The sequence below is a fragment of the SAR86 cluster bacterium genome, from assembly GCA_023703575.1.
Classification (GTDB): domain Bacteria; phylum Pseudomonadota; class Gammaproteobacteria; order Magnimaribacterales; family Magnimaribacteraceae; genus Magnimaribacter.
Genome location: CP097969.1, coordinates 1,241,871 through 1,266,916 on the forward strand (window position 1 = coordinate 1,241,871; position 25,046 = coordinate 1,266,916).

General features: G+C 36.5%; 21 protein-coding genes and 4 tRNA genes. 4 read left to right on the forward strand and 21 right to left on the reverse strand.

The genetic code is table 11. The features are described 5' to 3' along the window. Position 1 precedes the first annotated feature (1 nt). From rpoB to M9C83_06395, 11 genes are all read right to left on the reverse strand, one after another. The gene (gene rpoB / locus M9C83_06345; GenBank protein ID URQ66266.1) at positions 2–4,066 is read right to left on the reverse strand and encodes a DNA-directed RNA polymerase subunit beta; all 4,065 of its coding nucleotides are present in this window, start codon (positions 4,064–4,066) and stop codon (positions 2–4) included. A 42-nt stretch (positions 4,067–4,108) separates the two neighbouring features. Then, positions 4,109–4,498, reverse strand: coding sequence for a 50S ribosomal protein L7/L12 (gene rplL / locus M9C83_06350; GenBank protein ID URQ66267.1), 390 nt, complete (start codon positions 4,496–4,498; stop codon positions 4,109–4,111). Between the two features lie 30 nt (positions 4,499–4,528). After that, complete coding sequence (gene rplJ / locus M9C83_06355) at positions 4,529–5,056, reverse strand: 50S ribosomal protein L10 (protein ID URQ66268.1); 528 nt, start codon at positions 5,054–5,056, stop codon at positions 4,529–4,531. A 176-nt stretch (positions 5,057–5,232) separates the two neighbouring features. After that, positions 5,233–5,919, reverse strand: coding sequence for a 50S ribosomal protein L1 (gene rplA, locus M9C83_06360; GenBank protein ID URQ66269.1), 687 nt, complete (start codon positions 5,917–5,919; stop codon positions 5,233–5,235). Between the two features lies 1 nt (position 5,920). Next, positions 5,921–6,349 (reverse strand): 50S ribosomal protein L11, encoded by a 429-nt coding sequence (gene rplK / locus M9C83_06365; GenBank protein ID URQ66270.1) that lies wholly within the window; start codon positions 6,347–6,349, stop codon positions 5,921–5,923. Beyond that, positions 6,349–6,882 (reverse strand): transcription termination/antitermination protein NusG, encoded by a 534-nt coding sequence (gene nusG, locus M9C83_06370; GenBank protein URQ66271.1) that lies wholly within the window; start codon positions 6,880–6,882, stop codon positions 6,349–6,351. The genes rplK and nusG overlap by 1 nt, the downstream gene beginning before the upstream one ends. Positions 6,883–6,884: 2 nt before the next feature. Then, complete coding sequence (gene secE, locus M9C83_06375) at positions 6,885–7,241, reverse strand: preprotein translocase subunit SecE (protein ID URQ66272.1); 357 nt, start codon at positions 7,239–7,241, stop codon at positions 6,885–6,887. Between the two features lie 27 nt (positions 7,242–7,268). Then, positions 7,269–7,344 (reverse strand) — tRNA-Trp (locus tag M9C83_06380). A 1-nt stretch (position 7,345) separates the two neighbouring features. Further along, positions 7,346–8,530 carry an elongation factor Tu gene (gene tuf / locus M9C83_06385; protein URQ66273.1) on the reverse strand — a complete coding sequence of 395 codons (1,185 nt, stop codon included), beginning with the start codon at positions 8,528–8,530 and terminating at the stop codon, positions 7,346–7,348. A 31-nt stretch (positions 8,531–8,561) separates the two neighbouring features. Continuing rightward, positions 8,562–8,637: transfer RNA gene (locus M9C83_06390), tRNA-Thr, on the reverse strand. Between the two features lie 178 nt (positions 8,638–8,815). After that, positions 8,816–8,900 (reverse strand) — tRNA-Tyr (locus M9C83_06395). A 91-nt stretch (positions 8,901–8,991) separates the two neighbouring features. Here M9C83_06395 and M9C83_06400 point away from each other — a divergent pair. Beyond that, positions 8,992–9,795 carry a biotin--[acetyl-CoA-carboxylase] ligase gene (locus tag M9C83_06400; GenBank protein URQ66274.1) on the forward strand — a complete coding sequence of 268 codons (804 nt, stop codon included), beginning with the start codon at positions 8,992–8,994 and terminating at the stop codon, positions 9,793–9,795. A 10-nt stretch (positions 9,796–9,805) separates the two neighbouring features. After that, positions 9,806–9,881 (forward strand) — tRNA-Thr (locus M9C83_06405). 22 nt (positions 9,882–9,903) lie between these two features. Here the strand turns inward: M9C83_06405 and M9C83_06410 are convergent. From M9C83_06410 to M9C83_06455, 10 genes are all read right to left on the reverse strand, one after another. Then, positions 9,904–10,281 (reverse strand): DUF952 domain-containing protein, encoded by a 378-nt coding sequence (locus M9C83_06410; protein URQ66275.1) that lies wholly within the window; start codon positions 10,279–10,281, stop codon positions 9,904–9,906. A gap of 83 nt (positions 10,282–10,364) precedes the next feature. Then, complete coding sequence (locus tag M9C83_06415) at positions 10,365–11,627, reverse strand: hypothetical protein (GenBank protein URQ66276.1); 1,263 nt, start codon at positions 11,625–11,627, stop codon at positions 10,365–10,367. Then, positions 11,617–12,120 (reverse strand): MarR family transcriptional regulator, encoded by a 504-nt coding sequence (locus M9C83_06420; GenBank protein URQ66277.1) that lies wholly within the window; start codon positions 12,118–12,120, stop codon positions 11,617–11,619. Before M9C83_06420 ends, M9C83_06415 begins: the two co-directional genes overlap by 11 nt. Further along, positions 12,110–13,699 carry a BCCT family transporter gene (locus M9C83_06425; protein URQ66278.1) on the reverse strand — a complete coding sequence of 530 codons (1,590 nt, stop codon included), beginning with the start codon at positions 13,697–13,699 and terminating at the stop codon, positions 12,110–12,112. The genes M9C83_06420 and M9C83_06425 overlap by 11 nt, the downstream gene beginning before the upstream one ends. Before the next feature lie 8 nt (positions 13,700–13,707). Continuing rightward, positions 13,708–15,738, reverse strand: a complete 2,031-nt coding sequence (locus M9C83_06430) for a sulfotransferase (GenBank protein ID URQ66279.1) — start codon at positions 15,736–15,738, stop codon at positions 13,708–13,710. Between the two features lie 91 nt (positions 15,739–15,829). Beyond that, a complete protein-coding gene (locus M9C83_06435) occupies positions 15,830–18,427 on the reverse strand; it encodes a TonB-dependent receptor (protein ID URQ66280.1) in 2,598 nt (865 codons plus the stop codon). Positions 18,428–18,724: 297 nt separating this feature from the next. After that, positions 18,725–19,645 carry a VOC family protein gene (locus M9C83_06440; GenBank protein ID URQ66281.1) on the reverse strand — a complete coding sequence of 307 codons (921 nt, stop codon included), beginning with the start codon at positions 19,643–19,645 and terminating at the stop codon, positions 18,725–18,727. Beyond that, complete coding sequence (locus M9C83_06445; protein URQ66282.1) at positions 19,642–20,472, reverse strand: SDR family oxidoreductase; 831 nt, start codon at positions 20,470–20,472, stop codon at positions 19,642–19,644. Before M9C83_06445 ends, M9C83_06440 begins: the two co-directional genes overlap by 4 nt. Before the next feature lie 28 nt (positions 20,473–20,500). Next, positions 20,501–22,045 (reverse strand): long-chain fatty acid--CoA ligase, encoded by a 1,545-nt coding sequence (locus tag M9C83_06450; GenBank protein ID URQ66283.1) that lies wholly within the window; start codon positions 22,043–22,045, stop codon positions 20,501–20,503. A gap of 12 nt (positions 22,046–22,057) precedes the next feature. Next, positions 22,058–22,216, reverse strand: coding sequence for a hypothetical protein (locus M9C83_06455; protein ID URQ66284.1), 159 nt, complete (start codon positions 22,214–22,216; stop codon positions 22,058–22,060). Between the two features lie 129 nt (positions 22,217–22,345). Here M9C83_06455 and M9C83_06460 point away from each other — a divergent pair, with 129 nt between their 5' ends. Both M9C83_06460 and rlmB read left to right on the forward strand, forming a co-directional pair. Beyond that, complete coding sequence (locus tag M9C83_06460) at positions 22,346–24,283, forward strand: VacB/RNase II family 3'-5' exoribonuclease (GenBank protein URQ66285.1); 1,938 nt, start codon at positions 22,346–22,348, stop codon at positions 24,281–24,283. Continuing rightward, complete coding sequence (rlmB, locus tag M9C83_06465; GenBank protein ID URQ66286.1) at positions 24,280–25,029, forward strand: 23S rRNA (guanosine(2251)-2'-O)-methyltransferase RlmB; 750 nt, start codon at positions 24,280–24,282, stop codon at positions 25,027–25,029. Before M9C83_06460 ends, rlmB begins: the two co-directional genes overlap by 4 nt. Positions 25,030–25,046: the final 17 nt, after the last annotated feature.

Genomic DNA, 25,046 nt, shown 5'->3' on the forward strand with positions numbered 1-25,046 from the left:
CCTAGTCAATCTGTTCTAAATCAATATCAATTCCTAAAGATCTAATCTCTTTAGTAAGAACATTAAATGATTCAGGAACACCTGTTTCCATTTCAAAATTTCCGTCAACTAAATTCTTGTAGACTTTAGTTCTACCCGCAACATCGTCTGATTTAACAGTTAGCATTTCTTGTAGCGTGTGAGCAGCTCCGTAAGCCTCGAGAGCCCAAACTTCCATTTCACCGAACCTCTGCCCACCAAACTGAGCCTTTCCTCCAAGAGGTTGCTGAGTAACAAGACTGTAACTACCTGTAGATCGTGCGTGCATTTTGTCTTCAATTAAATGATTTAATTTAAGGATATACATGTAACCTACAGTAGTTTTTCTATCAAACTTCTCACCAGTTCTTCCGTCATAAAGTTGTGTTTGTCCGCTAGAAGGTAAGCCGGCGAGCTCAAGCATAGATTTTACTTCTGATTCTTTAGCCCCATCAAATACTGGAGTGGCCATTGGCACGCCCTCTCTGAGATTTTCTGCTAAATCTAATATTTCCTTATCTTTTAATGAGCTAAGATCTTGAGACCCATCTTTTTCATAAATCTCTGAAAGAAGTCCTCTAATCTCATTAGCTTTCACTTCAGAGTCGATCATCTCTCCAATCTTGGTTCCTAATTCTTTTGCGGCCCATCCCAAGTGAGTTTCTAAAACTTGACCTACATTCATTCTAGATGGGACTCCTAGTGGATTGAGAACAATATCTACTGGCTGTCCATTTTCATCAAAAGGCATATCTTCCTCAGGCATAATTACAGAAATAACACCTTTATTTCCGTGTCTTCCAGCGAGCTTATCTCCTGGCTGAATTCTTCTCTTGATAGCCAAATAAACTTTAACTATTTTTAGAACACCAGGTGCTAAATCATCGCCATCTGTGACTTTGGATTTTCTTTTTCCAAATGCTATGTCCAAATCTTCTTTATACTCTTTTAGGCTCTTAGCAATATTTTCAATTTGTTTATTTGCATTTTCATTTTCAAGTCTAACCTTGAACCAATCATCTTGAGATATTTCTTCTAGATCAGAAATTTTAATTGTTGAGCCTTTTTTTAATCCTTTGCCTGATGCTACTTTTTTTCCAACTAAAATAGACTCTAGGCGAGAGAATGCTGCTTGTTCAAGAATTTTTAATTCATCATCTATATCTTTTTGAATTTCAGCTAATTGTGATTCTTCGATAGATTCTGCTCGGCCGTCTTTTTCTATTCCATCCCTCGTAAATACATGTACATCTATAACAGTACCATCTGCGCCTGAGGAAACTCTCAAGGAACTATCCTTTACATCAGAAGCTTTCTCACCAAAAATTGCTCTAAGCAGTTTTTCTTCTGGGCTTAATTGTGTTTCACCTTTTGGAGTTACTTTACCGACTAAAATATCACCTGACTTAACCTCGGCTCCAATATGTACAATTCCAAATTCATCTAACTTTGAAAGGGCGCTATCTCCAACATTAGGTATATCAGCTGAAATTTCTTCAGGTCCTAATTTGGTATCTCTAGCCACACAAGTTAATTCTTGTATGTGAATGCTGGTAAATTTATCGTCTCTGACAAGCTTATCTGAAATAAGAATTGAGTCTTCAAAGTTGTAACCATGCCAAGGCATAAAAGCAATCCTTACATTCTGACCTAATGATAATTCTCCTAGATCAATCGAAGGGCCATCAGCCAAGATATCATTCTTATTAATTTTATCTCCCAATGAAACAATCGGTCTCTGATTTATACAAGTATTTTGGTTAGAACGTGTGTATTTGATTAAGTTATATATATCAACTCCAGAATCACCAGCTTGGATTTCTTTTTCATTAACTCTTACCACAATTCTACTTGCGTCTATACTTTCTATTGTTCCTCCTCTTGCTGCCGTAACACATGAACCAGAGTCTCTAGCAACTAATCTTTCAACACCTGTACCAACTAGAGGCTTCTCTGCTTGTAAAGTAGGTACTGCCTGTCTCATCATATTAGAACCCATTAATGCCCTATTAGCGTCGTCATGCTCTAAGAAGGGAATTAGGGAAGCAGCAACTGAGAAAGCTTGTTGAGGGGACACATCCATATAATCCACTCGTTCAGGAGGCATGAAAGAGAATTCATTTTTATATCTAACAGGAACCAGTTCTTCTGTAAATTTATTGGAAGAATCCAATAAAGCGCTTGCTTGTGCTATTACGTAATCTCCTTCCTCTATTGCTGAAAGATAATGGAAACTATCAAGGACTTTTCCATTCTCAGCCTTTCTGAAAGGACTTTCTAAGAACCCATACTCGTTGGTTCTTGCATACGCAGCTAAAGAATTTATCAAGCCTATATTAGGGCCTTCAGGTGTCTCTATAGGACAAACCCTGCCGTAGTGAGTTGGATGAACATCTCTAACTTCAAATCCTGCTCTTTCTCGTGTAAGGCCACCTGGACCTAATGCGGAAACTCTTCTTTTGTGTGTTACTTCAGACAAAGGATTATTTTGATCCATAAATTGAGATAATTGACTTGACCCAAAAAACTCTTTGACAGCTGCAGATACAGGCTTAGCATTTATTAAATCTTGTGGTCCTAAATCATCAGCTTCAGCAGTTGCCAACCTCTCTCTTACAGCTCTTTCTACTCTCACAAGTCCTATTCTGTATTGATTTGAAACCATTTCACCTACGGATCTAATTCTTCTATTTCCCAGATGATCGATATCATCAACATTTCCTTGTCCATTTCTGATCGATACCAAGGTCTTTAAAGTATTTAAAATATCTTCATCACTTAAAATACTACTACCTTCTAGATCCTCAATTCCTAACCTTTTATTGAATTTCATTCTTCCAACGGCAGATAGATCATATCTTTCAGCATTAAAAAATAGGTTATTGAATAAGGTAGTTGCAGCTTCCTTAGTTGGAGGCTCCCCTGGTCTCATCATCCTATAAATTTCCACCAAAGCTTCAATTTCATTAGTTGTTGAATCAGCTCTTAGGGTGTCAGCAATATAGGGTCCTGATTCAATATCATTGATATATAAAGTCTCGAGTTCAGGCAGATTTAATTCATCAAGAACAGGCATGGTGTCTTCATCAATAACCGTATTAGCTTCAATAATGATTTCACCTGTGGACTTATCCAAGATATCTTTAGCAATAACTTGCCCAAATAGTGCCTCTTTAGGCATATCAAGGTGTTTTATTTTTGCACTCTCAATTTTTCTTATGTGCCTTGCGCTAATCCTATCTCCCTTTTTGACGATTAGTTCACCTTTTGACTCGATTTCTACAGGAGAAACTCTTCCCATAAGTCTTCTAGGTATGACCTGTAATTGGAAAATATCATTCTTTTTATTTTTATAAATTTCCGTCTCATAAAACCTTTCAAGAATCTCTTGATTAGTAAGTTTTAGGGCCTTTAAAAGAATCGTAGCTAATAACTTTCTTCGCCTATCTATTCGAACGTATACTAAATCTTTGGCATCAAACTCAAAATCTAACCATGAGCCCCTGTAAGGAATGACTCTAGCACCATACAAAACTTTTCCAGATGAGTGACCTTTTCCTTTATCATGATCAAAAAATAAACCGGGAGATCTATGAAGCTGAGAAACAACAACTCTTTCTGTTCCGTTAATTATGAAAGTTCCATGATCGGTCATAAGAGGAACAGTTCCCATATAAACACTTTGGGACTTTCCTTCCTTAAGCTTTCCTGAGTCTTTATCTATAAAAAAGAGATCACAGTTAATATGCAAAGAAATTTCATAAGTTATTCCTTTAAGCTTGCATTCTCTTTCATTAAAAATAGGTTCACCTAAAGTGTAACCAGAGTACTCCATCCTTGCGAAGCCATTATGGCTCTCGATAGGAAAGATTGAATTAAGGACTTGTTCCAGACCAGCATTCAATCTTTTTTCATTGTCTACGTATCTTTGTAAAAAAGCGTCATAAGACTGGATTTGAGTTGCAAGTAGATTTGGAAGCTCCATAACACTAGAGATTTTTTCAAAACTCCTTCTAACTCTTTTTTTCTCAGTATATGAAAAACTCATAAAGACCTCTTTTTTAATTTGTTTTAATTTTTAGAAAGTTTGTTATTTTAATTCAACAGTTGCACCAGCATCTTGTAATGCTTTTGCATGCTCGTCAGCTTCAGCTTTATTTACACCTTCTTTTATAACTGAAGGAGCTTCATCGACCATAGCTTTTGCATCTTTAAGACCTAAACCAGTAATAGCTCTAACTGCTTTTATTACATCTACTTTCTTATCGCCAACTTCGGATAGGTGAATATCAACTGGAGCATCATCTGCTTCCGCTTCTCCACCTGCATCACCTCCAGCTGCCGCTGCTGGAGCTGCCGCTGCTACAGGAGCTGCTGCAGATACCCCAAATTTCTCTTCCATTGCTTCTATAAGATCAACAATGTCTATGACGCTCATTTCGGCTATAGCGTCTAATATCTCTTCTTTACTTAGTGCCATTTTTATTCTCCAAATGTTAGTTAATTAAGGTTATGCCGATTCTTTTTGTTCTTTCACTGCTTGTAAGGTTCTGACAAGTTTAGAAGGTACTTGATTAAGAATATTTACGAATTGATTAATAGGTGCATTTAATAGACCTGCTAATTGGCTTAGAGCCTGTTCTCTAGAAGGCATATTCGCTAATGCAGAGAGCTTTGAAAGCTCTAATAAAGAATCCCCTAGGGAAATTCCTTTTACTGCAAATTTACTATTGATCTTTGTGAAGTCATTAACTAGTTTAGCTGCACTTGTTGGATCCTCTAGTGAGAAAGCCAACATAGTTGGGCCTACTAACAAGTCTTCAAAACAAGAATATTTTGTATCAATTAAAGCTCTTTTTGCAAGAGTATTTCGAATAATCTTCAGATGAACTGAGTTCTCTCGAGCATCTTTTCTAAGTTTAGTTAACTCAGTAACGGATGCACCATGATAATCTGCAGCTACAGCTGAAGTTGCCGTATTAGCTATATCTTTCAGCTCGTCGACAGCAACTTTCTTGTCATCAATGCGCATTGGCATCTTCCTATCCTCCAAATACCAATAACTGGTATTATCTTTTTGGCTATGACTGCAAGCAGTCAATTACCATCTGCGTAGGTCAAAATAATTAAGCAAGGAACCTTTCCTCGCACCTACGGTCTTCGATGGGCGAATAATCGCACCATACTGAAGAAACCTTTTATCTTTTATAATCTTTAAAAGACTAAAGAAGATAAATCAATTTCAACTCCAGCTCCCATAGTGGAAGAGAGAGTTGCTTTTTTAATAAAAACACCTTTAGCTGAAGGGGGCTTATTCCTCTTCAAATCATCTAAAAGCGTTTCTAAGTTCTGTTTAATCTGTTCAGGTGTGTAGCTAATATCCCCGATTCTTCCATGAATAATTGCACCTTTATCAGTTCTATATCTAATTTGTCCTGCTTTCGCATTTTTCACTGCAGAGGCTACATCTTTTGTGACTGTGCCTGTTTTAGGATTGGGCATAGTTCCTTTTGGGCCCAAAACCTTTCCTAGAGGACTAACAATTTTCATAGTATCTGGTGTAGCTATGATGACATCATATTCAACTTCACCTTTTTTAATTTCTTCTGCGAGGTCTTCCATACCGACGGTATCAGCACCGGCTTCTTTTGCGGCAGAAGCTTGATCGCCTTCTACAAAAACAGCTACTCTACAAGGCTTTCCTGAACCTGCTGGCAAAGTTGTAGCGCCTCTAACATTTTGATCTGACTTAGTAGGATCGACACCCAAATTAATGGCTACATCAATTGATTCGTTGAAATTAACTTTTGGAGAGGCTTGAATGAATTCCATTGCCTCTGAGACATTATATTTTTTTTCTTCTAAAGAGTTGATGTATTGTTTTCTTTTACTCTGAGTCATTTTAACCTTCTACTTCTATGCCAGCGCTTCTGGCGCTCCCAGATAATGTTCTTACAGCGGCATCCATATCAGCAGCAGTAAGATCTGGATCTTTTATTTTTGCAATTTCTTCTAATTGCGCTCTTGTTACCTTTCCAACTTTTACACTATTTGGAGTTCCGCTTCCTGATTTAATACCTGCAGCTTTTTTGATAAGTACTGATGCTGGTGTAGTCTTGATAATAAAGTCGAAACTCTTATCTTCATAAACTGTTATAACTACAGGGCAAGGTAATCCTTGTTCTAAATCTTTAGTTCTTGCATTAAATGCATTGCAGAAATCCATAAGAGGTAGACCATGTTGGCCTAATGCAGGACCGACAGGTGGACTTGGTGAAGCTTGACCAGCGGGGACTTGGAGTTTTACATACGTTTCTATTTCTTTTGCCATTATCCTTTCTCAATTTGATTGAATTGCAATTCAACAGGTGTTGATCGACCAAAAATCAATACAGCGACTCTAACCTTACTTTTTTCGTAATTAACTTCTTCAACAACTCCACTGAAGTCATTAAAAGGTCCATCGACTACTCTTACCATTTCACCCGGTTCGAAAGAAACTTTCGGTTTGGTGATGTCTGATCCCTGTTCAAGTTGTTGAATAATTCCTTGCGCTTCGACATTTGAAAGTGGAGATGGTTTATCTTTCGTACCTCCTATGAATCCCATGACACGTGGAGTATCTTTGACGAGGTGCCAGCTATCATCGTTTAGTTCCATATTTACCAAAACGTAACCAGGGAAAAATTTCCTTTGAGTTTTCCTCTCTTGACCACCTTTCATTTCAACGACTTCTTCAGATGGGACCATTATCTCTCCAAATAAATCATCCATTCCCAGTCTTTCAATTCTCTCAATTAAAGCTTCTCTCACTTTAGTCTCATATCCAGAATAAGCATGTATTACGTACCACTGTTTTTCCATGTTTATCCTAATAAAGCTGCTGTTGCCCAACCAAACAAGGAATCAAGTCCCCAGAGGATAAGAGCTGCTATTGTTATTGCCACCAAGACAATGAGAGTAGTTTGAGTTGTTTCAGTCCTGGTGGGCCAAACTACTCTTCGAATCTCAGTTCTTGAATCTATTACTGTTTTAAGGGCCTCTTTACCTTCTTGAGTTGTAGTTAAAATAAAGAGACCTAAACTAGATATAACTATCACTCCTATTACCCTGTAAAGAAGTGGTTCTTGAAAATAATAAGAATTACCGTATATGGCTAGACCCACAACAGCGAGGCCAACAATCCAACGGATATAATTTTGCATTCTAATACTATTTCCCATTTTATAAGGCTAAGCTCTTTGGCTGAGTGGCAGGCCAGGAGGGAATCGAACCCCCAACCTACGGTTTTGGAGACCGTCGCTCTGCCAATTGAGCTACTGGCCTACTAATCAATTATTTTAGTAACTACTCCAGAACCAACTGTTCTTCCACCTTCTCTTATTGCGAAGTTCATTCCATCTTCCATTGCAATTGGAGAAATTAGTTCTACAGTCATATCTATATTGTCACCAGGCATGACCATCTCGACACCTTCTGGGAGCTCTACAGCTCCTGTTACGTCAGTAGTTCTTACATAGAATTGTGGTCTATATCCTTTGAAGAAAGGTGTGTGTCGTCCTCCTTCTTCTTTAGATAAAACATAAACAGTAGCTTCAAACTTAGTGTGAGGATTAATAGCTCCCGGCTTAGTGAGAACCTGTCCTCTTTCAACAGCATCTCTCTCAGTTCCTCTTAAAAGGATACCGACATTTTCTCCTGCCTTACCTTCGTCTAAGAGCTTTCTGAACATTTCAACGCCTGTACAAACAGTCTTTTGAGTATCACGTATACCAACGATTTCTATCTCTTCGTTTACTTTAATTTCACCTCTTTCTATTCTGCCTGTTACAACTGTTCCACGACCTTGTATTGTGAATATATCTTCAATAGGCATTAAAAAAGGTTTATCAGTGTCTCTAACAGGCTCAGGGACAAAATCATCCAATGCTTGAACTAGCTCTTGTATTTTTGCAGCATATTCTGCATCTCCTTCAAGGGCTTTCAATGCAGATCCTACAATTACAGGAGTATCATCGCCGGGGAAGTCATACTCTGTTAATAGTTCTCTTACTTCCATTTCAACTAATTCGATTAATTCAGCATCATCGACCATATCAGCTTTGTTTAAAAATACTACTATATGAGGCACTCCGACCTGTCTAGCTAAAAGTATGTGCTCCCTAGTTTGAGGCATGGGACCGTCTGCAGCATTCACTACTAGTATTGCACCATCCATTTGAGCGGCACCTGTGATCATGTTTTTGATATAGTCGGCGTGACCAGGGCAGTCTACGTGAGCATAATGTCTTGATTCAGAATCATATTCAACATGAGAGGTAGATATAGTAATACCACGTTCTTTTTCTTCTGGTGCATTATCAATACCATCAAAGGCAATTGCTTCTCCACCTAGAGCTTCAGCTTGAACTTTCGTTATTGCAGCAGTTAAAGTTGTTTTACCATGATCAACGTGTCCAATTGTACCCACATTGACATGGGGTTTGGTTCTTTCAAATTTTTCTTTAGCCATTTTTTTTCCCTAAAATTAAATTACTATTACCTGGAGCTCATAACCGGAGTTGAACCGGTGACCTCTTCCTTACCAAGGAAGTGCTCTACCTCCTGAGCTATATGAGCAAAAACTATATTTTTGCTGCTTTTTTGGAGTGTAGAGTATTTTTTCTGATAAACAGAGAACAGAAAAGTCTATAAAATTTAACGAAATAAAAACTACAACCCAAAGCTCGGAGCGCTTTTATAGTATTTTTAGGCCTCTAATGCAAGTATTTTCGCATCTTTTGGAGAGATTTTTTAGTGGTGGAGGGGGAAGGATTCGAACCTTCGAAGCACGAGGCGGCAGATTTACAGTCTGCTGGGTTTGACCGCTCCCCAACCCCTCCTATAAATTAGGTCAAAAAACAGCGCGCAATTCTGTAACTGCAAGCTTACTATGTCAACTTAAATTACTTAAATTTCCAAAATTTTTAGGTTATGAACAACAATTACATTCCTCTAAATATAGATTCGTTAAAAGGTTTCCTAGATAAAGATCTATTAGATTCAAATATAGAAATATTTATATCTCAATCTACAGGGTCCACTAATGAAGATGCAAAGAATTTCTTGTCAGAGCAATCATCTCTTTTATCAGTCCATACGTCCGAGCAACAAGTTGCTGGAAAAGGCAGAAATGGTAAGAAATGGATTAGCCCAAAAGGAAAAAACATATACCTTTCTATCGGATGGCTATCTGGCCTAAAGTATTCGCAGCTTGATGGACTAAGTCTAGCTATTGGAACTATTCTTGCATCTAGCCTAAATAAATTTACTCAAAACCATATTGGAATTAAGTGGCCAAATGACTTGTTGATTGAAAAAAAGAAGATCTCAGGAATCTTGATCGAAACTATTGATTTGAATAATCAAGTAGGAGTCATAATAGGTATAGGCATAAATGTACATATGTCTGAGGAAGAAGGTAAAGAGATTGATCAGTCGTGGATTTCTTTAGATGAAGTGACTAACTCGAGAAATAATAGAAATGAGATTATAGGGGATATTGTTAATAAGATATTTCAACTCACTTCTGTATATACCAGGGAAGGTTTTATGCCCTATAAATCAGACTATGAATCATTCGATATGCTTATAGGGAAAAAATGTAGCGTAAACATTGAAGGTATTGATAAAACTGTAGATGTCCTAGGTGTAAACAACAAAGGAGAAATGCTAGTTAAAGAAGGTTCACAATATCTTACTCTTCGTTATGGCGAAGTTTCAATAAGAGAACTATAATGCTCACCGCGCTGGCGTAGCTCAGTTGGTAGAGCAGCTGATTTGTAATCAGCAGGTCGTAGGTTCAAATCCTATCGCCAGCTCCATATGTGATGGATAAAAGTTATTTTATTCTTCAATTAGGTTTTCTGCTTGAAGCAGAACTTCTTCGGGAAGACTGAAACTTTCTCTTTTTATATTCCAACTTTCAAATATTTGGTTAGTCATTAATTGAGAGTAAAGATGGGGAAAAGGACTCTTTCTTTTTCCTTCATTAGGAAGAGGAGATTCATAGATTAATTGAGTTTCATCTATCTTATCTAAATTTAATTGTAAGAGTTGAAGAGAGTCTGATTCCTTGAAGAAAAAAGCCAATGTGACAGCTAATTGAGCAGCAGTTGATAAATGGATGAATCCATCTTGCTTATCTAAAGCCGTAGTAATTTGACCGGATTCCTTAGCCTCTTCCCATTCATATTCTCTTAATATTTTGTACACATTATTCATGAAATCTATCTCAAATCTAATACCATAAATCTCGCTTTCAATAAGCGAAAAGCTCAAAAAAGCGAATGAATAATAAAGGTTTCTTAATCAGTAGCATTAGCCATATTTATAATCATATTCGTCATAAAGGAATTAAGTTTGATCAACTTTTCCATATCTATAGAGTCTGGCCATGTATCATCTGGATGATGAAAAAGAGGATTGCTTCCGAGTAATGAAATAAATTGGCCACCTCCATCATAAATATTTCTTGCTTCTCCGAGTGGCCTAGATGATACAGGCCAAGATATAATTTCATCTAAGTCTAAAGCCTTAAGTTGCTCCAAGCCTTTTTCCATATATTCTTTTGTAGAGGCTTGCCATAATACCTGACCTTCTTTGGCAGCAAAATTAGCTCCCAGATGAACCCATGAAAAAGCATCTTTAACTAATGACGAATTTTTTTCTAAAAAATGATCCAATCCCAGATGACTTAATTCATGCCCAGTATTTGCAGTAAATATTACATTGCGGTTGGGCTGATTTTTGGATAGATATCTCATTGCATTTAACCAAATAGTTATTCCACCTCCTCTTTCTGAAGTACAAGTCCACCAGCCACTCTTCGGTGTCATGACAACTAAGGGGCTAAGCAATTGATCTTTTCCTTCTATCTTAGTTTGAACATTTATGGCATCAGAATTTTCATCAATTAATTCAACAGATACGCTTATCTGTTCATCTGCTTTTAATCCCATGAGCCACTCTCCCTCTTGCGTCGCTACCTGTAGGATAGGTGGTCCATATGGTTTTCTATAAGATTCAGCATTTAGGACAGCAAGTCCTGGAATGTTAGGAAAAACATCTGCAATAGCCACAATTGCAGGATGTTTATTTTTCTCTCTCGCTTCATTTAGTTTTATAGACGACTCGTCGTTAGTTGAAGAGCCATATTTAGTTATTGCAATTACATCATCCGTATTTAAAGATCCATGCGGGCCTTTAATTCCATTCGAGGAAGTGCTTCCACCGTCAAACATGGGCAATCCAATTGCAGTATGAGTGCCATTTGTAACCTCGCATTTACCAGGAGTTCGCTTAATAAAATTAAAGGTATCTACTTCTGCAGTAAGGCCACATTTATTTATCTCATCCGCTAACCAATAAGCAGTTTCATTATCACCTTTAGTGCCTGTTCTATGAAGCTTAATGGAATCCCACTTTATGAGATCCTCCTCTATATTTTTTTTTATATTACTCAATTTAAATTTAATTTCTTTGGAGCCTAAATCAAGGATCAATCCTACAGATAAAAAAGATAAAAATTTTAAGAAACTTCTTTTGGTTAAAAGAAGATTATTCTTCATTCAGATATTCTTCTGGCTCTTCATTTAAGCCGCCGTAATCTAAAATCGGTGCTGCGTCTATTTCTTCTGCATCTATAAATCTTGCTACCCTTTGTAAGCAGGATACGATCATGCTTTGCTCCCAGTCATTTAAGCTGGAAAATTGTTCTTTGAATTTATCTTGTAAAACATCTGGTGATGATTCAAGTATCTCCAGTCCTTCTTCTGTGATGTTCAAATATTGAATCCTTTTATCATTTATACCCTTCTCTCTTGTAATTAGATCTCTGGATAAAAGTTTATTGATGACCGTTGCAATGGTTGTATGTCTCAAAGTTGTTATGTATGAAATATTACTTGGTGTGGTGTGTTTCTTACTAGCAATGATCTGCAGAACAATGTGTTGCGTTGGGGTAAGCTGAGATTTTTTTGCTAAAGACAATGAATTTATTTCAGTAGCCCTCATTACCCGCCTAATTGCGACTAGCGCTTCTTCTAGATGATTATCTTCCATGCAAATCTTCCATTTTTTTTGAATCGTATACTTCTATATAGACTCCTCGCAACAAACTCAATGTTGAAGCTATCAATATAAATACAAATGGCAATGCCATTGATATTGCACCCGACTGAATTGCTGATAAAGCATAAGAACCTCCTCCAACCAATAACACTATCGCTATTAAGCCCTGAATTATTGCCCAGATTACTCTTTGTTTACTTGAATTATTATCTTGCCCTCCGGAAGTTATCGTATCAATGACCAAAGAGCCTGAATCAGATGAGGTCACAAAAAAGAGAACCAACATAAAGAGAGCAAATAAGCTTGTGAACGTGGGTAAGAATAAATTATCTAACATGTAAAAAAGTACGAGGGAAATATCGCTTACGGGCTCACTTAACCTACCTATTCCTTCTTCAAATTGAAAAATTGCTGCTCCACCAAATGAAGAAAACCAAATTAAATTGAATATTAGAGGTACAAACATGACTACAGTTAAAAATTCCCTAATCGTTCTTCCTTTAGAAATACGAGCAATAAACATTCCTACAAAAGGAGACCAAGATATCCACCATGCCCAATAAAATATTGTCCAATCTTGATACCAATCTCTATCTTCAGGTCTATCCCAATTGCTAAGAAATACTATATCCTGAAAATATGCCATTAAATTTACTCCGTAAGAAGAGATTATTTGATAGGTTGGTCCTGCAAGAACTACAAAAAGTAGTAACAGTATAGCCAAGGCTATATTTAAATTGCTTAAAATACGCACCCCTTTATCAAGGCCTCTATAAACAGAAAAAATTACTACTGAGGAAATAAAAATAATGACCAAAGATTGACTGACTAAATTATTAGGTAAATTGAATAAATAAAATAAACCTGAAGATGCTTGCTGTGCACCCAATCCTAGGGAAGTAGCTAAACCAAATAAAGTAGCCAAAACAGCTATTATGTCAATAAAGTCTCCTTGCCATCCCCAAATTTTATTACCAAGAAGGGGGAAAAATATTGAACGAATAGTTAAAGGTAATTTCCAGTTATAACAAAAGAACGCAAGTGACAGTCCTATGATTGCATAAACAGACCAACCATTTATTCCCCAGTGAAAAATTGTTGCGCTAAAAGCTAATCTCCGCGCTTCTTCAGTATCTGGAGTAATATTTAATGGCGTTCCAAAGACTCCAGTGTAGTAAGAAAGAGGTTCAGCAGCTCCATAAAAAGTCATTCCTATACCCACACCCGCCGCGAATAACATGCAAATCCATGATAAAAAACTAAATTCTGGAGATGTATCTTTTCCACCGAGTTTAATCTTTCCGAAAGGGGATACAATTAAAAAGAAAATTATGAAGGTAAAAGACAACATTGAAACTGTAAATAAAGTATCAAACTGACTGACAACAAATTGTCTGCTATTTGAAAGAAAGGTATTTGAAGCTTCTGGGAAAATTAATACCAAACAAGAAAAAAGAATTGCCAACCCAGAGCTGATTAAGAAAACAGGAAAATTGACATCTAAACCTAAAAATTTTTTCTTCTTAGGTCCTATTATAGAAGTTGAGGCATTATTTAAATTTTGATTCATATAATCCTCTATTGAGTGATATGTGCAATATCTTCTGACTTAAGAAGATCTTGATCTAGAGTTTTAACTAGTGGCTTTAAATATTTAGCATAAGGCTTCCATCTACCCATACCTTCTTTGTTTACAGGTTTTCTGACTTGCTCGGAACTAGCAGTCCTTACTGATCTCTCAGTTTCATAAAAGGAAATACATTCCTCTTCAAAAGGTAACTCAAGAAATTCAAGGATGTTGGAAACTTGTCCCTCAAGATCTTCTACTACATCTTCATTATTTACTCTCAGTATCTTGCCCGGAAGAACAGAATCCCAATGATTCATAAGTTTGATATAACTATTATAGTAGCTTCCAGCTTCCTCAAGTCCGTATGTAAACTCTTGTCCCTGTGCAAAAAGTTGTTTAAACATACTGAAACAACAGTCGAGAGGATATCTTCTTGCATCAATAATTTTTGCATTTGGCATGATCAAATGAATTAATCCAATGTGCCTGAAATTATTGGGCATTTTATCTGTAAAAAAAGGAGCATCTTTTCTGTGCATCCTTGTATCTTCAATGAAGTTTCTACCTAATTCTTTTCTTTGATTAAGATTAAGGGATTTCATACTTTTTGGATAATTGCCAAATTTTCCATAAATATCATCACCTCTTAGACTTTGTGCAATTGAGAGGATATTTGGAAGTTCCAATGTACCATCTATCATCGAGTGTGATGCTAAGATCTGCTCTATCAAGGTGGATCCCGCTCTAGGCAAACCTAGTATAAATATCGGATCTTTAGTTTGATATCCTCCGTCGCCTAAATCTTTGAAAAAGGAATCATCACATACATCTATTTGAGCATTTAATTCATTGTCCATTCTTTCAATAGAATATTGACTTTGATCTCTCTTAATTTGATTGCCTCTTACTAAATGATGAAAGGCTTCCTCAAATTCACCATTTACTTCGCATCCTTGAGCTAGAGCGAAATGAAAATAAGCTTTATCTCTCAATGATAAATCTACTCTCATAACTTGACTCCTCATTTCGTCTAATTCTTTTTTAGTGAATGCATAAGTCTTTAGATTCGATAAGGAAAAATATGCTTCACCATGATCTGGTTTAACTTTATAGGAAGACTTGTAACTTTTAATTGCTTGCTCAGTCCTACCCAGTGTTTTTTCAGCATGCCCTCTGGAAGTCAAAACACTAAAGTTAAAAGGGTTTTTATCTAATATATCATTTAGCAAGCTAATAGCTTCTTCGTGGCCACCATTTTGCATTATTTCACTAGCCTTTTGTGCTTGATAATTTAAATTATCAGGATATTGATCACATAAAATATCGACCTGTTCTATGGTTTTAGAAAACTTTTGTTTTTTTCTTAGGATGCCAGCATATTTAAGCCTTAAATCGCCATCATCTGGTTTAAATTCAACAGCCTTCTCAAGCAAGAATTCAGCATCATCAAAATAACCTAGTCTATTAGCTATTTCAGCAAGCAAAGACATTGCATAAGTATGAGTTGGATTTTGTTTAAGGAAAGCTCTGCATTTTGTTTCAGCTAACCCTAATCTTCCTTCATTAAGAATCTGGTCTATATATAAGAGTGGACCTGGTAAAGATTTTAATTTTTCTATCTGGCTAGAAGCGTGATCAGCTGCTGGTTGATTATTATTTTTTAGGAAGTATTGATAAAGAAAATTCCATGAAGCAAGTAGTGCAGGATTGAGCTCACATGCCTGCCTGTAGTGGTTAACCGCCTTCTCTTCATTGCCCATGTCTCTATAAAGATGGGCAAGTTCTTGATAAGCGCGGCCCATATCGGGAGCATTAACTAGCAGTTGCTCAATATATTTTTTTGATTCCTCAAATTTTCTTAAATATCTTGCTGAAACACTTGCGAGATACAAGCAATCAATATTTTTGGGATGTTCTTTAAGTACTATAGATAATAAATTATAAGCATCCTGAAAACGGCTTTCTTTAACTGCCTGAGTTGCATCGTTCAAATCAATTGCAAAAGAAGTATCGTCAGTACTGAATTTATGTTCATCCATATTTTTTTATGATTTCAAATTCCATTATTTTAATTTGATTAAGAAACAAAAAGGGAGCATTTGCTCCCTTTCATTATAGGTATATAAGATACTAATAATTAAGCTTAAATCTTAAACCAACCGTCATAGGCCTAATAACTGCTACTCTTTGTCTATCAAAAACATAATTATTGCTTATTTCAGCTCTTTCATCAGAGATATTATCAACATAAATCTCAGCTACCCAAGAATCATTACTGATACCTGCCCTTAGGTTTGCATAACTATAACTATCCTGTTTAGCTTTGTTGGGTTCAATAATATCTGAATAACTTTTGTCAGAGGCAACAACTTGACCTTGTATGTGACCCTGCATGCCCGAAGACATTCCCCACTCGTATCTTGCTGCAACATTGGCTTGAATACCTGGAGCAAAAGCTAATTCTTCTCCAGCCTTAACATCACTAGTTGTCAATGATTTCTTTATTTCAGTATCTAAGAACGAGAAAGCTCCTGAGATTATGAGTCCATCTGTGTTTGTATAATAAAGAAAGTCTCCCTCCAAACCGGTAATATCGGCATCTGCAGCATTATCTGAAAAGAATAAATTTGCAATACTGGGATCGAAAATTGTCGTTTGAAGTCCAGAAATATCCACCATAAATACACTTCCATTAAATCTTAATCGACCATCTTGTAAAACTGTCTTCCAACCAAATTCGTAATTTGTAACTTCATCTGAATCAGTTACTGGTCTAACAGTGTATGACCCATCTGGTGTTGATTGTCCTGCTGGTCGATTTAATAAGCCTGGTCTAAAACCTTCTGACCACGTCACATAGTACATTACATCATTAGAAACATTCCAAGAGAGTGTAGCCTTACCTATAACCCCATCAGACTCGGCCTTATCAGGATAATTCAATTCATCAATAAATGGATTACCTGTAACAACCCCCGGCTCATTAAATGCTGCAGATAAATTAGTGCCAAACCTTTGTTGGTCACCTCCGCCAAATCCGGTACTGAATGATGAATTTGCACTTCCTTCCAAATCAACCTCTATATCATACCAACGAGCTCCAAGAGTAAGCTCAATAGAATCAGATAGATCAATGGCCAGTTCACCAAAGACACCCTTTTGTTTATCAGTTCTCTTTATATCATTAATAAACATAACGGGCGGCATATAAGGTCCTCTTCCGGAGTGCCAACCAGCAGCTGCGTATTGTTTTGACTTGAGGGCTCCCTTTGATAAAAGAGCTTGATAACCATAGACCGATGTATCGGTAAGGGCATAGTTCACTCCCCAACCTATATCACTCTCGACTGCACCAGGATAAGTGAACATGTTATGTTCTAGCAATTCAAGATCGCTCATGAATGCACCAGCAGTTAAACTCATATTATCGCTTATAGGCGCGTTTATTCTTACTTCATGAGTTTGCACCTCTGTATCTGTTACAGAATCCACAAACATATCTGGTGCTGGGCAAGATCCAGTAGGCACATTTCCGGGAGCATATGTAGTATAAGTAACATAGTAATCACAAATGTAATAAGGAAGATATTGGCCTACAAAAAGATAATCAGTGTAGTCAATTATTTGATCTGAGTGACGATCTGTGTAAGCTCCAGCATAGACAACTTCAAGATCGCCAATAGAACCCTCGATTGTCAAGCTGGTATTGTCATATTTATCTTCAAGATGATCATCGTGATATCTTTGAATCTCAAGATCTCCTAAAGTTGGATCAGTAAAAAACACTCCATCGGATTCAATTGATTGATGAGAACGCGAAACAAGAGCATCCCAATTCTCATTTAACTCTTGAGCAAAGCTTAATCTAAAACCTTCATACTCAACATCATTAATATCCTCTTCAACTATTGCATTAGCTTTGGCAAAAGTTACACCAGATAAATCATCTCCAGCTTGAAAACCGTTTCTAGCAGCAGAAACCGGCAATCCATTACTCCTTACAGTCCCTGATGCCCTAAAACGAGCGGATTCACTTGCATCAATAGAGCCTGCTACTTGATCAATATAACCACCTCTTCTGTCTCTATATGCAACTAATCTTGCAGCAGAGGTTTCTCCAATCGGCATATTAGTAACGAATTCAAGTTTTCCTCCATTAGCGCCCTCTGACATATACCTAGATTCAACTTCAATATTTGTTTCACTTACACCTATCACGGGCTTATTTGTAATCATTCTAACTACGCCAGCTTGTGAGCTAGCGCCAAAAAGTGTTCCTTGAGGTCCTTTTAAGACTTCTATGCGGCTGATGTCTGCTGCATAAACATCCAGATTTCTACCTGGTTGGGCTAAGGGTTGCTCATCAAGATAAAATGATACATTTGGGGCCAAACCACCAACACCTGCTGTTGTGAGATTAGGGGTTGTTGAGGCCAGACCTCTGATATAAATAGTACTTGTTCCTGGACCAGCTCCACCTGCTGTAACGCTAGGAAGCTGGAGTAAGTAATCTTCAAAAACATTTACGCCCAGTTCTTCAAGAGAGCTCTCTCGTAGAGCTGAAACAGACAAAGGTACGTCTTGTAAACTTTCTGCTTTTTTCCTTGCAGTAACAACAATTTCTTCCAGAGCATCTTGAGCCAAAACATAGCCACCGAATGCAGATGCGTTTAACAAAATAAGAGTTGAAAGATAAAAGCTTAACTTTTCACGAATTTTCCCGAACATTGTAGGTCTCCCCATTAAGCAAACATGCTTAATTAATTTAGATTACTACGTAAAGTGTAGTATAAGGCAAAATATAATCAAGTGATGGATTGGTGCTTCTTTTTAAATGTCAACCTTTTCGTTTATTTTCCTTAATGATGGCCATTTGTAACCTTAATCACTGATAGATTAGGAAAAGTAGCAGCGGAAGAATAAAAACTGCACCCAGAATTGTGATAATTTTACTCGGCTTCAACGCCACTATAAGGCAGATAAGAAATATAAAAATAGCAGCAATGAAAGATGAAATTTCCATGGTTATTCCTTTTCTATAAGCCTAGTGAGTAAATTACCCTTCATGCATGAATCAATATAAGCCATTTTTTTATCATCAGAAACTTTGAGTATTTGCGTACCTTTAATTTTGAGTAAATCCATTTCTGTTTTCAGATCAGAAACCTTAAATATCATTTCTGCCACGCCATCACCTCGTTGTGCTAATGAATTTCCATAAATGCTGTCTTTTTCGGCCTGTATCAATTCAAAAACTATATCACTTACATAGAATTCTTGAGAGGTTATTTTCCATTCTTTTCTGGCCTTCTTTTCTTCAATTTTCTTAAAACCTAGTTTCGAGTAATAACCAGAAGCAGAATCCAAATCATTAACACATATTCCTAGTCCTAAAAATTTCCATTTATTCACTAGAGGATGCGATTCATTATTTTTTCGCCAAGATTTTTCCCAATTATCTGCCGGTGGTCTCAAAGAAATCATTAAATCTCCATGTAATCTAGTATCTATGTAGTTTTCTACAGTTTTGCCATTTGTTGTAACGTTAAAAACGAGATCACAACCTCGATCTAAAAAGAATTGAGTATCTCTTTCAATGTCTGCCGTATTAAAAGCTATGTGATTAATTCCATCACCTTTCGTCTCAAGATATCTGCTAATGAACATGCCGGGTCCGGGTCGCATGGGATAAACTTCAAGCTGACAATTTCCAATTTGTGATTGACCATCTTTGAAGTTATGCGCTCCCCCAGTTACGAATCTATGAGTGACAGGTTCACCGTCCAGCTCTTTAAAAAAAGTTATTTCTCCTTCGCCTTCTATATATGGCAATAGAGGTTGAGGTCCTACGCTAACTCCAAGTCCGATAGACTGATAATAGCTCAATATTTCATCTCGATCTGTGACCATCATTCCAAGATGATTAAACTCCCAATTATGCATCATGCCATGTATCCACCATCGACATTTAAGATAGTGCCATTCACATAACTAGACGCATCAGATGCGAGAAAAACAGCCGCATTCGCCATTTCATTAAAGGTAGCAACACGTCCTAAAGGAATATTTTCCGGTCCATTAGACCATGCTTCAAATTTCTCTTTTTCAGTTATTTCTTTTTTTACTTCTTCATTGTTTGTAGTTTTATTTTCTCTATTTTCTTGGCCTGGAAATTCTTCCCACTCGACTAAAGAGGGTGCAATGGCATTTACTCTTATGTTATGAGGTCCAAGATATCTTGCATACTGTCTTGTCATCATTGCTATACCTGATTTAACTATTGCATAATTTCCCATAGCTTTATCAGCATGAGCCTTAAGTCCGCCTCTCGAAGTCAAGTTTATTATGCTTCCACTTTTTTGCTTCTTCATTATTGGAGCTACTTCCTGAATAGTGAGCCAGTAACCCTTCAAATTCACACTACTAAGCATATCCCAACTTTCTTCATCTAAATCCACAACAGATTTCATGTGATACATGACAGCTACATTCATCAAAATATCGATACCTCCAAATTCCTGCATAACCTGATCAACCATGTTTTTTACATCAGGCTGAGAAGAAATATCTGTCTTGATGCAGATAGACTGCCTGTTCATAGCTTTAATTTCTTTACAAACTGAATCAAGCTGACCAGATTCGATGTTTAGATCTGTGACAGCAACATCGGCCCCTGCTTCAGCTAGTCCAAGGGCAAAACCCTTCCCCATATTTCTTCTTGCACCTATGACTAAAGCCTTTTTACCTTTTAATGAAAATTCTGATAGAGACATAAAATAATTAAATTTCTATATGTTGATACTAAGAAATAGCTGGAGCATCTGTCCCAAGAAGATCATCTCTTAAGTTTCTTTTTAAGACTTTACCAGTAGCATTTCGGGGTAAAGCATCTATAAATTTCACTGAATTTGGAACTTTAAACTTTGCGAGGTTTTTTAGGCAATGTTCTATGATGTCTTTTTCTTCTAGTGTTTGTTCTGATTTGAGGCTGATAAACGCTATACCTGTCTCACCCCATCTATTGTCTGGTACACCAATAATTGCTGCCTCAGCAATTTCAGGTAGTTGGTAAAGAACATTTTCAACTTCAGCTGGATAAACATTTTCTCCTCCGGATATATACATATCTTTCCAACGATCTACGATATATATAAATCCTTCCTCATCGAATCTTGCAGCATCACCAGTTTTCAGCCAATCGCCTTCGAAAGAATTCAGTGTTGCTTCTTCATTATTCCAGTAACCTGGTGTGATATTTGGACCTCTTATATAAAGCTCCCCTACCTCTCCCCAAGGAAGCTCCTGTCCTTCATCGTCAACTACTTTGACTTCTGTATGCAAAAGTGGCTTTCCTGCTGAGCCTAACTTTCTTTCAGCATCTTCAGCGGGAAGTCCTATACCTCCAGGACTTGTCTCAGTCATACCCCAGCCCTGAATCATAGAAACGCCTCTATCTGACCAGGTTCTGAGTATTGCCTCAGCGCATGGAGCACCACCTACTCCTGCAACTTTCAGACTTGATAAATCAGTGCTATCAAAATCAGGATGATTCATCATGAATTGATAAGGGGCTGGAACTGCAAAAAAATGAGATACCTGAAATTCGGGATTTCCAAGAATTGATAATGCTAAGCCAGGATCAAAATCTCTTATAAGAATTAATTCCCCACCTGCATGCAAAACAGGATTTGCATAACAGTTCATACCGCCGGTATGAAAAAGAGGTAAAACTACTAGCTGAACAGTATCTGAAGATACAAATGCAGGTGAGGCAAGATTGATTACATTATAAAGTTGCATTTGATGATTTATCATCGCCCCTTTTGGGTGACCAGTTGTACCAGATGTATACATAATCATTATCAAATCTTCTTGTGTAATTTCCGGTTGATCATAATCAAAACTGGAGTCCTTTAGAGTAATTTCATACTGACTATTTAAATCCTCTTTATCAATCTCTAAATGACTAGATATATTGCAATCTTTTACTAATTCGTTTGAGATATCGGAAAAAGATTCATCATAGATAAGAACTTTAGGCGAGCTGTCATTAAGAATATATTCCAGTTCGGGCTTTGTTAATCTCCAGTTTAAGGGAAGTTCTATAGCTCCTATCTTTGCACAGGCAAATTCTAATTCAAAAAATTCTGCACAATTCTGAGATAAAATTGCAATCCTATCTCCCTTTTTTACTCCCACACTTTGCAACCAATTTGCCAGAAGACATGCCCTATCATCAAGCTCTTTGTAAGTTAAAGTTTGTTTTGAGCTCAGGTCACGAATCGCTATCTTTGTTGGTCTTACGTAAGCGTGGTAAGCAGACCAATCATAATGTTTGACAGACATAAATTTCCCCAGTTATAAAAAAACAACCATGAATAAGTAGAATACTATTACTGCTCCCCAAATATTTAATAAGAAACCAATTCTTCTTCCAACTTGTTCTCCTTTCGAATATTGCCAAAGAAAGAATAGAAGACTTATAAATACTAGAGAAATAATAATTCCAATATGCATAGCGCAACTTTAATAGCTAAGTTATTAGCAAGCAACCCAGTCCTAATACAAAAATCACTCTCATGAGACTTAATGATTTAAAATACTTAAGTAGGCTTTCAGCAAAATATTTAAAAAATAATCCATCCATTGAATAAATCATATAAACAAATCCCTAAAGCACTTAGAGGAATTGTCAAGAAATCTAATAAATCGAGAGGATTTTATGTTGAAGATTCAAAATATGATTCCCAATTTAAACTTGGAAAGAAAGAACTCTTTAAAGCAATGCCTGGAGACTTAGTTCAATTTTCTCTTACTCAAAAAGGTTGGGCAAAAATAGATGAAGTTATTACAGAAAATACAAGTGAATTTATTGGGAAGATATTTAGAAGGGGCAAAAGGTTATACACAAGTCCCATGGGTTACGAAAATGATTTAAGGGTTTTAATCAAAGAGCCTCATCCAAAATCGATAAAAGATGGTGGCATCGGTAAATTTTTAATGCATAAACAACCTAGTCAGGAAGCCCTACCTGAAGCAAATCTTATTTCTTTATTCGATTTAGATAATGAATTTAGTTTGGCATATGAGGTGGCTGTCACTAATCATAATCTTAAACGTGAGTGGCCTAAGGCAGTAATTAATGAATCAAGAAAGTTAAAAGATAAGAATTTTGATATTGAATCCGTAAAAGATCTCAGAAGTAAAACTTTTGTAACTATAGATGGAAAAAGCGCAAAAGACTTTGATGATGCTGTGCTTGGAGAGCAGGATGAACATGGAGATCTTAATTTATACGTAGCAATAGCCGATGTTGCACGTTATGTAGATCAAGGAAGTCATCTAGATAATGAAGCTTTTGATAGAGGAACCTCAGTTTATTTTTCGCAAAGAGTAATTCCTATGTTGCCAGAGGAATTAAGTAATGACTTGTGTTCATTAAAGCCTGATGAGGATAGATTCTGTATAGTTTGTAAAACTACTGTCACTAAAGATGGAAATCTCACAGATACTTCTTTCTTTGAAGCAATAATCAATTCTAAATCTAGATTGACTTACCCTGCAGTTACGCGGGAAATTGAGAAAAAACAGTTTAAAAAGCCCTATGCAGATTCTTTAAGAGTTCTATTAAGAATTTATAGAAGATTAAAGAAAAATAGAGTTGAAAGGGGTTCTTTAGAGCTCGAGGTACCAACATACATCCCCAAGGTAGAGAATCAAAAAATTGTAAAATTTATTGATTCCCCAAGAGAGATTTCTCATATGATGATAGAAGAATTCATGTTAGCTGCAAATATATCAGCTGCTCAATTATGTTTGAAACATAAAATGCCTTCTGTTTTCAGAGTTCACCCAAAGCCAGATATATTAAAAATTAAAACTCTTGAAAAGTTTTTAAGGAGTAGAAAGATTAATGCTTCTTTAGATGATGGTAGCGACATAAAAAAATTAACATCTCTTACTGAAATAGCTAAGGATAGAAAAGATAAGAGCATCATTCACTCGCAAATTTTATATTCCATGAGCTTAGCTACTTACGAGACTGATGTTGCGATCCACTTTGCCCTTAATTACTCTCACTATTCTCATTTCACTTCTCCAATAAGAAGGTATCCTGATTTACTTGTTCATAGAGCAATAAAATCTCTAATAAAATCTAATAATGGAAATATTACAATAGCTGAAAATCCCATAAAGACTAAACCTGTTTATAGCCACGACCAGTTAATAGAGTTGGCAAAAATTTGTTCTATAAAGGAAAGAGTTGCTGAACAAGCTGAAAGAGAAGCCCTTAATCACCTGAAGTGTGCTTTTGCTTCTGAGCATATTGGAAATACTTTTAATGGTCAGATAATTGGTGTTACTAATTTTGGTCTATTTATTCATTTAAAAGAGATAAATATTGAAGGTCTCTGCCATATAAAGTATTTACCGCGCAATGAGTATTATGTATTCGATGAAGATAGTAAAATGTTACAGAGCAATAGCTCAAGACACTCATACTCTCTTGGAGACGAGGTTAAAGCAACGATTGAAAAAGTGGAAGTCTTCTCTCAGAAAATAGATCTTAGATTAGTTAAATGAGTTCAAATTCAGATCAAGAATTGGTGTGTGGCTTAAATGCTGTCAACCAAATAATCAGCTCGAGACCTAAATCGGTTAAATCTCTACATGTTTGCGAAGCGCTAAATAAAAGGATCGAATCTATTGTTGATGAAGCTGAAAAATATAAAATAAAAATCAATAAAGAAGATCCTGAATTTTTTGAAAAAAAATTTAAAGATATTAATCATCAAAGTGTTGCAGTGGCATGCAATAAGAGATCAGAAGAATCTGAAGTGTTTATCCAATCAATAATAGAAAGACCTAATCTTACATTTCTTATTTTAGATGGTCTCCTGGATCCTCATAATGTCGGAGCATGTTTAAGAAGCGCGGCTGCTGCAGATGTCGATGCAGTAATAGTCCCAAAAGATCGATCTTGTCATCTCACCCCTACAGTTAGAAAAATATCCTGCGGAGCTTCAGAACTTATTCCATTTGTTATTGTGACTAACATAGTGAGGACAATTAATTATCTTCAAGAGATGGGCGTAGCAGTATATGGAAGTGATCTGAAAGCCTCATTGGGTCATAACGAAATTGATTACCCCGAGAGAATGGCGTTGATAATTGGATCTGAAAATAAAGGTATTAGAAGGCTAACTAGAGAAAATTGTGATGAGCTCATAAAGATAAAGATGTCGGAAAAAATGGATAGTTTAAATGCATCAGTGAGTGCCGGGATAATGCTGTTTGAGATCAGAAAACAAAATAATTCTTTTAATTAAACTTTATCTATAGAATA

Coding starts and splice junctions, on each gene's coding strand:
- rpoB (URQ66266.1), bottom strand. CDS start 4,066: ATGAGTTTTTCATATACTGAGAAAAAAAGAGTTAGAAGGAGTTTTGAA.
- rplL (URQ66267.1), bottom strand. CDS start 4,498: ATGGCACTAAGTAAAGAAGAGATATTAGACGCTATAGCCGAAATGAGC.
- rplJ (URQ66268.1), bottom strand. CDS start 5,056: ATGCCAATGCGCATTGATGACAAGAAAGTTGCTGTCGACGAGCTGAAA.
- rplA (URQ66269.1), bottom strand. CDS start 5,919: ATGACTCAGAGTAAAAGAAAACAATACATCAACTCTTTAGAAGAAAAA.
- rplK (URQ66270.1), bottom strand. CDS start 6,349: ATGGCAAAAGAAATAGAAACGTATGTAAAACTCCAAGTCCCCGCTGGT.
- nusG (URQ66271.1), bottom strand. CDS start 6,882: ATGGAAAAACAGTGGTACGTAATACATGCTTATTCTGGATATGAGACT.
- secE (URQ66272.1), bottom strand. CDS start 7,241: ATGGGAAATAGTATTAGAATGCAAAATTATATCCGTTGGATTGTTGGC.
- tuf (URQ66273.1), bottom strand. CDS start 8,530: ATGGCTAAAGAAAAATTTGAAAGAACCAAACCCCATGTCAATGTGGGT.
- M9C83_06400 (URQ66274.1), top strand. CDS start 8,992: ATGAACAACAATTACATTCCTCTAAATATAGATTCGTTAAAAGGTTTC.
- M9C83_06410 (URQ66275.1), bottom strand. CDS start 10,281: ATGAATAATGTGTACAAAATATTAAGAGAATATGAATGGGAAGAGGCT.
- M9C83_06415 (URQ66276.1), bottom strand. CDS start 11,627: ATGAAGAATAATCTTCTTTTAACCAAAAGAAGTTTCTTAAAATTTTTA.
- M9C83_06420 (URQ66277.1), bottom strand. CDS start 12,120: ATGGAAGATAATCATCTAGAAGAAGCGCTAGTCGCAATTAGGCGGGTA.
- M9C83_06425 (URQ66278.1), bottom strand. CDS start 13,699: ATGAATCAAAATTTAAATAATGCCTCAACTTCTATAATAGGACCTAAG.
- M9C83_06430 (URQ66279.1), bottom strand. CDS start 15,738: ATGGATGAACATAAATTCAGTACTGACGATACTTCTTTTGCAATTGAT.
- M9C83_06435 (URQ66280.1), bottom strand. CDS start 18,427: ATGTTCGGGAAAATTCGTGAAAAGTTAAGCTTTTATCTTTCAACTCTT.
- M9C83_06440 (URQ66281.1), bottom strand. CDS start 19,645: ATGATGCATAATTGGGAGTTTAATCATCTTGGAATGATGGTCACAGAT.
- M9C83_06445 (URQ66282.1), bottom strand. CDS start 20,472: ATGTCTCTATCAGAATTTTCATTAAAAGGTAAAAAGGCTTTAGTCATA.
- M9C83_06450 (URQ66283.1), bottom strand. CDS start 22,045: ATGTCTGTCAAACATTATGATTGGTCTGCTTACCACGCTTACGTAAGA.
- M9C83_06455 (URQ66284.1), bottom strand. CDS start 22,216: ATGCATATTGGAATTATTATTTCTCTAGTATTTATAAGTCTTCTATTC.
- rlmB (URQ66286.1), top strand. CDS start 24,280: ATGAGTTCAAATTCAGATCAAGAATTGGTGTGTGGCTTAAATGCTGTC.